We start from the raw sequence: 10,155 nt of genomic DNA on the forward strand, positions 1-10,155 counted from the left end.
ATAATGAATCGTAGAAAATTTTTAGGCGTGACTGCCAGCGGACTGGGACTTCTGACGCTCTCTTCATTTTCCGCCTTTGCCGCACGCGACTCAAATACAGCCCCTGTTCAGTTCGCGATCCCTACCAATACCGGGATTAACGGCCATATCGTTGTGCTAGGCGGCGGCATGGCTGGCGCCACCGTTGCCAAATATCTGCGTCTATGGGGCGGTACAGGCGTACAAGTAACGCTCGTGGAAAAAAGCGCAGCCTATACATCCAACATCTTAAGCAATACAGTGCTGACAGGCCAGCGCACCTTGGCCAATCTCGCCTATAATTACGATAAGCTGAAGAACCATTACGGCGTTAAGCTGATCAATAAAGAGGTAGCGGCAATTGATGCTGCTTCCATCCAGTTCGCAGACGGTACGACACTTGGCGGCTACGACAGACTGGTCATTGCGCCTGGGGTTGAATTCGATTTAATGCCCGGCATGACCAGCCTGGATGAGTATGAAACCCTCATTCCACACGCCTGGAAAGCGGGACCGCAGACTACTTTGCTGCGCGATCAACTCATCAACATGACCGACGGCGCTGACGTGGTCATCACGATTCCCAAAGCGCCTTACCGTTGCCCTCCCGGGCCTTATGAAAGAGCCTGCGTTATCGCTGACTGGTTAAAAGCGAACAAACCGAATAGTCGAGTCATCGTTCTGGATGCCAACGCGGACATCCTGGTTGAAAAAGACAATTTCAACTATGCCTTTACCGTGACCCATGCCGGCGTGATCGATTACCGCCCTGGCTGTACGATAACCGATGTAGACAGCGCCACTCGGGTTGTCACTTATAATCAGGGCTTATCTCTTGATAACGTGGTCGAAGCCGGCGTCCTTAATCCGATTCCGCCACAGCGAGCGCCAAAACTATTGGCAGATGCCGGCCTGCTTAACAGCCCGGATGGCCGCTTTGCCGCGGTGGATGTCTTGAGCTATGAATCGACGGCCATCCCCGGCATCCACATCCTCGGCGATGCAAGCAGTACGACAATGCCTAAGGCCGGCCATATAGGCAACCAGCAGGCCAAGACCTGTGTGGATGCCATCTTGCGCGTGCTTCAGGGCCAGTTGCCGGACCCATCGCCGGTTACCAATTCCGCTTGTTTCACGCCGATCACCGCGAGCACAGCCACTTGGCTTGCTGCCGTGTATCAATATGATCCAGGTAGTAAAAAGATGGTAATCCCCACGCAGCACAATAATGGCACGGCTATTTCCGCCCCCACAGCCAGCACAAGAAACTATCAGGATATGTTGACCTGGTTCAATACCCTGATGGGAGATACGTTCGCCTAACGTATCTGCATGAACAAGGGCAGAGCCTCGCAGTAACACTGCCTGACTGTACAAGAGGCTCTGCTTTTTGCTTCTAACATTGATGATGTCCACAATTTTTGATGGGCAACTGAAGGAGAGAAAATACGTGACATGATTAAAAATCCCGTCATGTAAGAGCCAGAGTATGGCCTGAAATACCCAAACGACTAAACGAAGCTGGGCCAAGCGCCATCAAAATGGCTCCACTTTATAGCCGCGTTGACGCAACTGTGCCAACAGGCCATCTTTTCCCGCCAAATGCAACGCGCCAATCAGAATTAACTCAGTTTCCGGCGTATTCAAGAACGCTTCAATTTGCGGCAGCCAACTCAAGTTTCGCTCCACTAATACCATTTCATAAAGAGCGGGATAGTCTCTACGCATGGAAGTAATCCCCAATGCTTCCAGTTGCGTTAAATCGCCATTGCGCCAGGCTTTTTTCAAATTCTTCATCATGCCGGGCAGTTGATTCAGATCATCGAGGGTGTTCAGAATCAGCTCGTCTTCATGGCCTTTGCCCATATTCACCAGTACATCCATCTGTTTTGAAACACTCTCCAACTGCCCCAAGCTTTTGCCATCGGCTAGGGCCTGCCGATTAAAAAACGCATCTACTCCTGCATCCGCCAGCCCTAAGCGTTGCAATTCTGTCATCATCAGGGTAAGCATCACCAGGGTTGGTTTAAACTGCTGAACGGAAGCAATCGGCATGTTCAGTTTCTGCAGATATGCCTCCAACGCTTTATAAGTCGAGGACTTTAGATTATTTTTCAGGCTCTCTCCCTTGGAGTACACCAATCTGCGGAGCAATTGGGCTTGCATTTCCGGTTTGCTCATGGCGTTCAGGTCGGTTTCCAACACCAGCATTTGGGCTTTGTTATAGGCTCGGCCAAACTCTTCCGGTAACGGATAATCGCTTTTACTGAGCACATGTACAGTGCCGCCGATAAACACTTCAGCATCGCCTTGACTGACGCGCCACAGTGACGTATCGGAAAAAGCCTGCAAAGGTATAAGCAGGCAAAATAAAATTAAAGTTCTCATATCTTGTCTCTTTGGAATGTTAGCCCGATAGGATACGCTGACCAGGAGCAGGCGCTCCAGGCGACGCAGTGAAGCGCACCAATCGCGATCGATGCATCTCTTGCATAAGCTTATCCTATAAGTTGGTCTGTTTTATTGCGTTTTATAATGATTAATCAGGTTGTCAAATGGCAAGAAATATTGAAATTAAAGCCCGAATTGAAAGCATCGACTCATTATTACCAATGGTTGAGAAGATCGCTGACGAAGGGCCAATCGAAATACTTCAGGACGATACGTTTTTTCCTGTCCTAACGGCAGGCTGAAACTTCGCGCTTTCTCCGAGCATGAAGGACAGCTGATTTTCTATCAGCGCCCGGACAGCGCCGGTCCCAAGGAATCTTTTTATGTCATTTCGCCAACCTCGTCGCCCGATACACTCCGTCAGGCATTGTCGCTTGCCTATGGGGAAAGCGGGCATGTTCGCAAACATCGCACTTTATTTTTGGTTGGACGAACGCGAGTACATCTGGATAAGGTGGAAAGACTGGGGAACTTTCTTGAGTTGGAAGTCATTCTTGCCGAGGGTGAGCCTATAGAAGCAGGTGTATCGGTCGCCCATGAACTGATGGAAAAACTGTCTGTCTCTCCGTATCAGCTAGTGGAAGAAGCCTATGTGGATCTGCTCGCACAAATGCCTGATAAGGCAATCCGTCGAATGCCCTCATAAATCGATGATTCTCAACGTTAAACTTGAATTTACAAAACTCGACAGCCGCTTGTCGGAAGTGATTTGGGACAGTCATGAGCCGCTCAAACATGCCCTGTAATCAATTTACAGGGCATCGTATTTTCAGCGTTTGATTTTGTTAAAAACGCAGTACAGATTCGACCACCAAAGCTGCCCTGTCAGGAAACCTACTCCAGTTTAAAGAACTTAAAGCCAAACAGTTCGCTTGAACATCAGTTCGTTATTCCGCCGAATCTGGCTGTCCCCTATCCATCCTGTCATCAAACCGATAGCAAATCATTGAAATCGTCCCAATTTGCGGTTGTCTCCTGTATTGATGTCACTGCACGTCAAGGCGGCCAAAGGCCCCGTGCTGCTCATCGCCCGGCCCTGCGGTAAAGAACAGAGTGTTGACCGGTTGGTTCTCGAAGCCATTGCCAAAGGCGAGCCCCCATAAGCCGTCGATCTGAATGGGCGTGCCGCTGGCAGATTCGAGCCGGCCGACAAACTCGCCCGTCGCCAGATCAAAGGCGTTGATCCTGCCGTCGCCGAAATTGCCCACCAACAGGCGGTTGCTGAATTTGCCGAAGCCTGCCGGCGCCAGGGCCATTCCCCAAGGTGCGTTCAGATTTTGCCGTGACGTTGAATCGACAGCCACGAGACGTTTGAGCAAAACGCCGTTGGGGTCGAACACATTGATCAAGCCGAGCCCCTCGCCTTTTTCGTCATCGTGCAGGCTGGGGTCCTGTTTGGCATAGGTAACGTAAATGTTGCCGTTGATTGCCTGTATGCCAAACGGCGCGCCGATTGAAGGAACCGCCGGGTCCACAAACGCCCCTTCAGGCAGGGTCACAGGCTTGAACGAGCTGTCAAAAACATCGATTTTTCTGTTACGGAAGTCGGTGGCATAAAGCAGGCCGCCGCGGCCGCCCGCACTGATGGCCAGTCCCTTGTAAATCGCGCCGGAGGATGTCGAATTGTCGATGACGCGGATCGCGTGCGTTTGATCGACATTGGGCGCCCAGCCCGCGATTACACCGTCTTCGGTCGCGAAGATAAAGCGGCTCGGCCCGGAAACCGCGCCCTTCGACACCACGAAATCGGATGGCGAGCCGCTATAAACGATGCCTGTCGGGTTTCCGCCGCCAGCGTCATTGCCTGGCGACGGAATCTGGACTACCAGGGGCCGGGCATTGCCTACGCCGTCATACAGCGTGGATACCCCGGTGCCGTTGTTTGCCACCCATGCGGGACCGAATGGGTTGAACGCAAGCCCCCAGCTGTTGACCAGGTTAGGATCGGTGTGGATTGGCGGAGGAAAGCCGCTCGGAGTAAAGCCATCGGATATATAGTTCAATTGGTAAAAATTGCCATCGGCAGATGCGCCCAAGGCAGCAAAATTCCCTCCGGTAGAGGTTGTAGAAGGCGCAGCAATGCTTCCCCCATTAGGAGGAGAAAGGCCTGGGGATGTAGAAAAGTCCCTGCTAGGCATGGTAGATGCAGAAAATTTCCTGTTAGGTGGCGTGGATGAAGAAAATTTCCTGCTAGGTGGCGTGGATGCAGAAAAATTTCTGTTGGATATGGTGGTTGGGGCAAAACGTTTCTGGGCCGGGCTCGTAGACGCGGCAGAGCCATTCTCTGCAGGCGGGGTAGACTGGGCAAAATTCCCCTTGGCAGTAGCGGCAAAGGCGCCAGATGCGGCGGCGAGAGCCATCGCAAACCCCAAAGATACACAGCAGCGTTGTACAAGGACGCAAGATGCTTTCATTTTCGGCTCCTTATAGAAGAATTTGGGGGAAACTATCTAAAACAGGTGCCATCTGTCGCTGAAACTACGCAATGTAGCCAGCGTTCTCTCTAGAGCTGAACCCGTCCAAGTTGGTTCAAACATTTTTGATTTCGGGCGGTAGCGCAATGAATGGATTGCGTCGCATCTTTCATTAAACCTGACAGGCAGGCATCCGGGTTTCTGGCCAGCATGTGTATAAAAGCGTGAAAAACTGGGAAACCAATGGTTTAATAACGGCTCTGCGATGACTCTCCATTAATCGATATAAAAAGGACAAACCATGCTCGCCCCCCAAATTGGAGTCGGAGTACTCGTCATTGAAAATGGACGCATATTGCTCGGAAAGCGAAAGGGATCGCACGGCGCCGGAACATGGTCCGCTCCCGGCGGCCATCTTGAATATGGCGAGTCAATCGAGAATTGCGCTGAACGTGAAGTACTGGAAGAAACCGGCATCAGCATCCGGGACCTGCAGTATGGTCCTTTCACAAACAGCGTATTTGAATCCGAGCAGAAGCACTATGTGACTGTCTTCGTGCTGGCAAAGTGGGAATCGGGCATTGTCGAAACCAGAGAGCCGGAAAAGTGCGAAGGCTGGGAATGGTTTGACTGGTCCAATCTGCCCGAGCCATTGTTTGCGCCGCTGGAAGCCTTGCGAAGCCAAGGCTTCGCCTTGCCGGACGGCTCTTGATCCCAGGCACTGAATATCACCAATAGAAAGTTTATAGGCGGGGTTGGTAAACCCAGCATTCGGAACCGCCAAAACTGGGTTTATCAACCCAGCCTGCCTGATCCAAGGCGCAGAATATCATCAATAGAAAAGGTCAAAGTTATGAAAAGCATTTGCGTGTACTGCGGCTCCAGCCCCGGCAGACTGGAAGCCTATTCCAACGCCGCCCGCGCCCTTGCCAGGACGCTCGTCGATAGAAACATACGGCTCGTATACGGCGGCGTCGGCATCATGGGCCTGCTGGCAGATGCAGTGCTGGAGCTCGGCGGTCAGGCGGTGGGTGTAATCCCCGAAGGCCTCGTACGCAGGGAGGTCGCGCACAAGCATCTGACCGAGCTGCACGTCACGCAGTCCATGCATGAGCGCAAGATGCTGATGGCGGAGCTTTCCGACGGGTTCATTGCTCTGCCTGGAGGGATTGGCACGCTTGAGGAACTGTTCGAAGTCTGGACATGGGCACAGCTCGGATTGCATAAGAAGCCCTGCGGGCTGCTGAATATAGCGGGTTATTTCGATGCACTGACCGCGTTTCTGGATCATGCCGTAACGGAACAGTTCGTCAAACAACCTCATCATTCGATATTGATCGTTGAGCGTGAACCGGAAGCGTTACTCGATCGATTCGACAGTTATATGCCGCCGGCTGTTACGAAGTGGATGGAAAAAGATGAGACATGAAGGGCTGGAGCTTAGCCGGAGCATGGCCGCAACACGATAATATTTTTTAACTTTCCGGACGCTGTCCGGTTAGCTTTACATTATGAAGCTACAAGGCGAATCATCATGATCAAACAGGTTGGAAAGACCGCTATCAACCCGAAACATCTGGCAACATGCCATTGCGGAGCTGTCGTGCTGGAACTCGACTTGCCTGACGGCATCGTTGACCCTCGCCGGTGCGACTGCTCGATCTGCCGGAGAAAAGGCGCGATAGTCGCCTCGGTTCCGCTTTCCGGCATCAGGATCATCCAGGGCCAGGATGCGTTGAGGCTCTACCAGTTCAACACCATGACCGCGAAGCATTACTTCTGCTCCATCTGCGGCATTTACACCCATCATCAGCGCCGGTCGAATCCCGAACAGTACGGCTATAACGTCGGCTGCCTGGAAGGCGTCAATCCGTTTGAAATCGAGAACGTGCCGACGAACGACGGCGTTAACCATCCGGCTGATCGCAGCGCTTTATAGTCCGGTAAATGTGGCGAGGCAATATTGATGTGCATTCTATCGACTAGAGCACACCCTCTTACATTGATAAATCGGCCGCCTGATTAAGTAAGCCGCTTAGGCAGCGGCTTTCCGTTATACAGTTCCCGCAGATACTATCGGCCGAGCAAGGCCAAAACAGTAACGCCCAGGCCTTGCTCGGCTCTGGTTCATTCTAATCGTCCATTAGCTCCCCAGGACTATTGAAATATTCATCCTCTATACCATTCGGACCATAAGTGTAAAAACTAAAAGAACTATTGATATACCTAAGCTCTCCAGCCGAAAAGGTTAAAGTAGTATGATGTGATGTGCTAGAGCCAGTGCCCCACACATAAAATGCCGTAGGTCCTCCTGAATTTACGCGCGCCAGAAGAACACCATGACAACCTAGAGTTTCAACAACTTCGTCATAGGTCATCCCTTCCTGGAGCTTACTTATTTGGGATTGTTCGGGTTTACAAGTGGGAAAGCGTCCAGCGGCGCAATAATTGTCGTGGGACCCCCAAATAACAGAATGGGCCGCATAAACGGAACATCTTGTAATATCGTCAGCCCGAGGTTCTTCACTAGAAAGCACGCCAAGCGTTCCATCCGGATTGAACTTCAATTTGACATTTGCATACGCAACCTTTCCTTCAATCACGACTGTCGGAATAGTCGCCGTGCCGCTAGCGGGATCATAAGTAGTCGCAGTCTTGGAAACGGAAGGCTTTTCAGTGGAAATAACGCTGAATGATAGATCTGAATTTCGCTCCAATTTGACGTTTACAAACTCAAGCTTATCGTTAACCATTACCTTAGGAATAGTTATTTTACCAAAATAATATTGATCGTTTACACGTTTTACCGTGTACTGATTGTTTCTTACAGGGTTTACCCTGTCTTCCGCTTGACCGACAGTTGTCAGGAACAGAGCCGCCAAAAACACCCCTAGTTTTTTTATTTTCATAGTCCTTTTACTCCCATAATCCCAGTAGATCAGTTATGTAGTTCTTAAAAAATTTGCGCGCAATTGCGAATGAAGAAGCCTGTAAGCTAAAGCTTGGTATGCAGGGTAAATTGATAGTTTAATCATCGCTAAGTGCCGCCAATTAAAGAGCCGCTTAAACAACGGCTTTCTATTATTCAGTTCTGGTCAGAATCATTGACTAGATCAGACGGTTTACGGTGAATGGCCAGTAGCTGATTGATAAATTTAACCGAACCCTTGTAAAAACCCACAGTAGCGAATGTACGCGGATTCACATTCCGCTCAGGAAAAGTGTCAGAACTAGCAGACCATGCGTAAAATGCGACTTCAGTTCCGTATTGATCAGTTCGCACCACAAGAACCCCATGACAGCCCAAAATTTCAACTACCTCATCATAGCTCATCCCTGCTTTGATCTTATCTACTTGAGACTGGACAGGGGGACAGGTGGGAAAGCTTCCATCAATGCAGTAATCGGTTCCGGCCGCATAAGTGGAGCAGTATAAAATATCGGAAACCTGAGGCTTTTCAAAAGAAAGAAGACTAAATGTTCCATTTGAATTTGCCTGCAATTTGAAATTTGCATAGTTAATCACACTCACATCGCGGCTAGGCGCCAACGTTGGAATAGTTACTGTGCCGCTGGCGGGATCATAAGTAGTGTCAGTCCTGGAAACGGGAGGCTCTTCAGTGGAAATAACGCTAAATGTTCCATTTGAATTTCGTTCCAATTTGACATTAACAAACGCAACCTTGCCGTCAATCTCCACCTCCGGAATAGTTACCGTGCCGGCAGCGGGATCATAAGTGGTGTCTGCCGAGTGGCCAGGGGTTGTTACAAATAGAATCGTTAAAAACACCCCTAATTTTTTTATTTTCATAGTCCTTTTACTCCCATAATCCCAGTAGATCAGTTATGTAGTTCTTAAAAATTTGCGTGCAATTGCCAAGCGAAGACGGCCTATGACAATTCAAATATTTTCATTATTTGTGTTATTAAAATTGAAAAACTTGCATAGCGCTCGGCGCAGTAAGACTACTATACATGACCGGCTTATACAATCCGTTAGTCTAGTATATAGATCACTCACCTTTTGAAGGTTTAATTCATCTGAGTTTTTGGAAAATATCACGCAATACTGTTAAGAGCATTCAGCGCCGATCCAATCGCGAACAGTACGGCTATAACGTCGGCTGCCTGGAAAGCGTCTGTCAATCCATTTGAAATTGAGAACGTGCCAGTGAACGATGGCGTTAACCATCCAATCCGACTGTTCGTAGTATTTCATAGCTGGATAGAATGTATTGAACGCAGTGAAACGCTTCGACCATGCTGACTTCTTCAGCATCCGGGCACCTGGTGCGCCTGCCTGCTTTAATCCGAGCATTAAAACTCCATCTGGAAATAACCAAGCAAAAGTCGCCCTATCAAGGGTCGCTCATAAAAAAGCCGCTGTTTAAGCGGCTTTCTGTTATTTAGCTCTTGCCAGAGTATTTGAATATTATTCAAATGGCCGTGAATTTTTGGACAACAGCTCAAGATCCATTGTAGGAAATTAAAAACGTATGAATTGAGCAAGCTTACCATCAAGAAAACTCGCGTCAGCAGAGTATACAGAATCAGTACCCCAACGATAAGATGTGTAGCCCCCTGAACCAACATTCTCGAGAACTCCATGACAACCTATAATTCCAACAACCTGATCATAGGTCATCCCGTCCTTGATCTGAGCTGCTTGAGAGAGAGTAACCAAGCAAGTAGGATACTTCCCCTCATCGCAAATATTAGTTCCGGGTACATGAGTGGAACAACTTAAACTATCGGGAACTGGAGGCGCTTCAGTAGAAAGAACACTCAGTGTTCCATCCGGATTTAACGCCAGTTTGACATTTGTATGCTCAACCTTGCCGCCAATCACCACCGACGGAATAGTTACGGTGTTAGCAGCGGGATCATAAGTGGTGGTAGAAGGGGAAGCCTTGGGAGCTTCAGTAGAAAGAATGCTGAATGTTCCATCTAAATTGGCCTTCAATTTGACATTGACAAACTCAACCTTACCGTTAACCGCCACCTCCGGAATAGTTACCGTGCCGGTAGCGGGATCATAAGTGGTATCCGCCGCGTGGCCAATAGTTGCCACGAACAGAGCCGTTAAAAATATTCCTGCTTTTTTTGTTTTCATAGTCCTTTTTACTCCCATAATCCTAGTAGATTAGTTATGTGAAAGGCTCATAATGGATTCCGGGGAGTTAGCTGATAATCAGTTCCAACAGTGAACTTAATAACGCTTTACCGCGTTTTCTGGCGTTATGCACAAATTCAAAAAAGCCTAAATAAATGG

Annotated in this window: 13 protein-coding genes; 7 read left to right on the forward strand and 6 right to left on the reverse strand. The window is 49.4% G+C overall.

Translation table 11 applies throughout. The features are described 5' to 3' along the window. Nucleotides 1-3 precede the first annotated feature (3 nt). On the forward strand, nt 4-1,341 hold the full coding sequence (locus V2P20_RS04315) for an FAD/NAD(P)-binding oxidoreductase (protein WP_331816464.1): 1,338 nt from the start codon (nt 4-6) through the stop codon (nt 1,339-1,341). A 213-nt stretch (nt 1,342-1,554) separates the two neighbouring features. Here the strand turns inward: V2P20_RS04315 and V2P20_RS04320 are convergent, their stop codons facing one another. Next, nucleotides 1,555-2,370 carry a TraB/GumN family protein gene (locus tag V2P20_RS04320; protein WP_331816466.1) on the reverse strand — a complete coding sequence of 272 codons (816 nt, stop codon included), beginning with the start codon at nt 2,368-2,370 and terminating at the stop codon, nt 1,555-1,557. A 203-nt stretch (nt 2,371-2,573) separates the two neighbouring features. Here V2P20_RS04320 and V2P20_RS04325 point away from each other — a divergent pair, with 203 nt between their 5' ends. Then, nucleotides 2,574-2,711: a hypothetical protein gene (locus V2P20_RS04325; protein WP_331816468.1), complete on the forward strand. Its 138-nt coding sequence runs from the start codon at nt 2,574-2,576 to the stop codon at nt 2,709-2,711. 35 nt (nt 2,712-2,746) lie between these two features. Further along, nucleotides 2,747-3,115 carry a class IV adenylate cyclase gene (locus V2P20_RS04330; RefSeq protein WP_331816492.1) on the forward strand — a complete coding sequence of 123 codons (369 nt, stop codon included), beginning with the start codon at nt 2,747-2,749 and terminating at the stop codon, nt 3,113-3,115. 340 nt (nt 3,116-3,455) lie between these two features. Here the strand turns inward: V2P20_RS04330 and V2P20_RS04335 are convergent, their stop codons facing one another. After that, the gene (locus V2P20_RS04335) at nt 3,456-4,472 is read right to left on the reverse strand and encodes a TIGR03118 family protein (protein ID WP_331816470.1); all 1,017 of its coding nucleotides are present in this window, start codon (nt 4,470-4,472) and stop codon (nt 3,456-3,458) included. Nucleotides 4,473-4,605: 133 nt separating this feature from the next. Here V2P20_RS04335 and V2P20_RS04340 point away from each other — a divergent pair, with 133 nt between their 5' ends. The 4 genes from V2P20_RS04340 (at nt 4,606) to V2P20_RS04355 (ending at nt 6,822) form a co-directional block, all read left to right on the forward strand. Beyond that, nucleotides 4,606-4,899: a hypothetical protein gene (locus V2P20_RS04340; RefSeq protein WP_331816472.1), complete on the forward strand. Its 294-nt coding sequence runs from the start codon at nt 4,606-4,608 to the stop codon at nt 4,897-4,899. 285 nt (nt 4,900-5,184) lie between these two features. Beyond that, nucleotides 5,185-5,595 (forward strand): NUDIX hydrolase, encoded by a 411-nt coding sequence (locus V2P20_RS04345; RefSeq protein WP_331816474.1) that lies wholly within the window; start codon nt 5,185-5,187, stop codon nt 5,593-5,595. Between the two features lie 141 nt (nt 5,596-5,736). After that, nucleotides 5,737-6,312 carry a TIGR00730 family Rossman fold protein gene (locus tag V2P20_RS04350; protein WP_331816476.1) on the forward strand — a complete coding sequence of 192 codons (576 nt, stop codon included), beginning with the start codon at nt 5,737-5,739 and terminating at the stop codon, nt 6,310-6,312. A gap of 105 nt (nt 6,313-6,417) precedes the next feature. Further along, nucleotides 6,418-6,822, forward strand: coding sequence for a GFA family protein (locus V2P20_RS04355; protein ID WP_331816478.1), 405 nt, complete (start codon nt 6,418-6,420; stop codon nt 6,820-6,822). A 193-nt stretch (nt 6,823-7,015) separates the two neighbouring features. Here V2P20_RS04355 and V2P20_RS04360 read toward each other — a convergent pair whose 3' ends face one another. The 4 genes from V2P20_RS04360 to V2P20_RS04375 form a co-directional block, all read right to left on the reverse strand. Next, nucleotides 7,016-7,792 carry a hypothetical protein gene (locus tag V2P20_RS04360; protein ID WP_331816480.1) on the reverse strand — a complete coding sequence of 259 codons (777 nt, stop codon included), beginning with the start codon at nt 7,790-7,792 and terminating at the stop codon, nt 7,016-7,018. Between the two features lie 176 nt (nt 7,793-7,968). Beyond that, nucleotides 7,969-8,694, reverse strand: coding sequence for a hypothetical protein (locus tag V2P20_RS04365; RefSeq protein WP_331816482.1), 726 nt, complete (start codon nt 8,692-8,694; stop codon nt 7,969-7,971). Between the two features lie 261 nt (nt 8,695-8,955). Further along, nucleotides 8,956-9,201, reverse strand: a complete 246-nt coding sequence (locus V2P20_RS04370) for a hypothetical protein (RefSeq protein WP_331816484.1) — start codon at nt 9,199-9,201, stop codon at nt 8,956-8,958. 168 nt (nt 9,202-9,369) lie between these two features. Then, nucleotides 9,370-9,996 (reverse strand): hypothetical protein, encoded by a 627-nt coding sequence (locus tag V2P20_RS04375; protein WP_331816486.1) that lies wholly within the window; start codon nt 9,994-9,996, stop codon nt 9,370-9,372. Nucleotides 9,997-10,155 lie beyond the last annotated feature (159 nt).

The organism is Methylobacter sp. Wu1 (assembly GCF_036553575.1).
Taxonomy (GTDB): Bacteria; Pseudomonadota; Gammaproteobacteria; order Methylococcales; family Methylomonadaceae; genus Methylobacter.

What these genes read in the sequence shown, in the direction of transcription:
- V2P20_RS04315 (WP_331816464.1), top strand. Translation starts at nt 4, where the DNA reads ATGAATCGTAGAAAATTTTTAGGCGTGACTGCCAGCGGACTGGGACTT.
- V2P20_RS04325 (WP_331816468.1), top strand. Translation starts at nt 2,574, where the DNA reads ATGGCAAGAAATATTGAAATTAAAGCCCGAATTGAAAGCATCGACTCA.
- V2P20_RS04340 (WP_331816472.1), top strand. Translation starts at nt 4,606, where the DNA reads ATGGTAGATGCAGAAAATTTCCTGTTAGGTGGCGTGGATGAAGAAAAT.
- V2P20_RS04345 (WP_331816474.1), top strand. Translation starts at nt 5,185, where the DNA reads ATGCTCGCCCCCCAAATTGGAGTCGGAGTACTCGTCATTGAAAATGGA.
- V2P20_RS04350 (WP_331816476.1), top strand. Translation starts at nt 5,737, where the DNA reads ATGAAAAGCATTTGCGTGTACTGCGGCTCCAGCCCCGGCAGACTGGAA.
- V2P20_RS04355 (WP_331816478.1), top strand. Translation starts at nt 6,418, where the DNA reads ATGATCAAACAGGTTGGAAAGACCGCTATCAACCCGAAACATCTGGCA.
- V2P20_RS04360 (WP_331816480.1), bottom strand. Translation starts at nt 7,792, where the DNA reads ATGAAAATAAAAAAACTAGGGGTGTTTTTGGCGGCTCTGTTCCTGACA.
- V2P20_RS04365 (WP_331816482.1), bottom strand. Translation starts at nt 8,694, where the DNA reads ATGAAAATAAAAAAATTAGGGGTGTTTTTAACGATTCTATTTGTAACA.
- V2P20_RS04370 (WP_331816484.1), bottom strand. Translation starts at nt 9,201, where the DNA reads ATGCTCGGATTAAAGCAGGCAGGCGCACCAGGTGCCCGGATGCTGAAG.
- V2P20_RS04375 (WP_331816486.1), bottom strand. Translation starts at nt 9,996, where the DNA reads ATGAAAACAAAAAAAGCAGGAATATTTTTAACGGCTCTGTTCGTGGCA.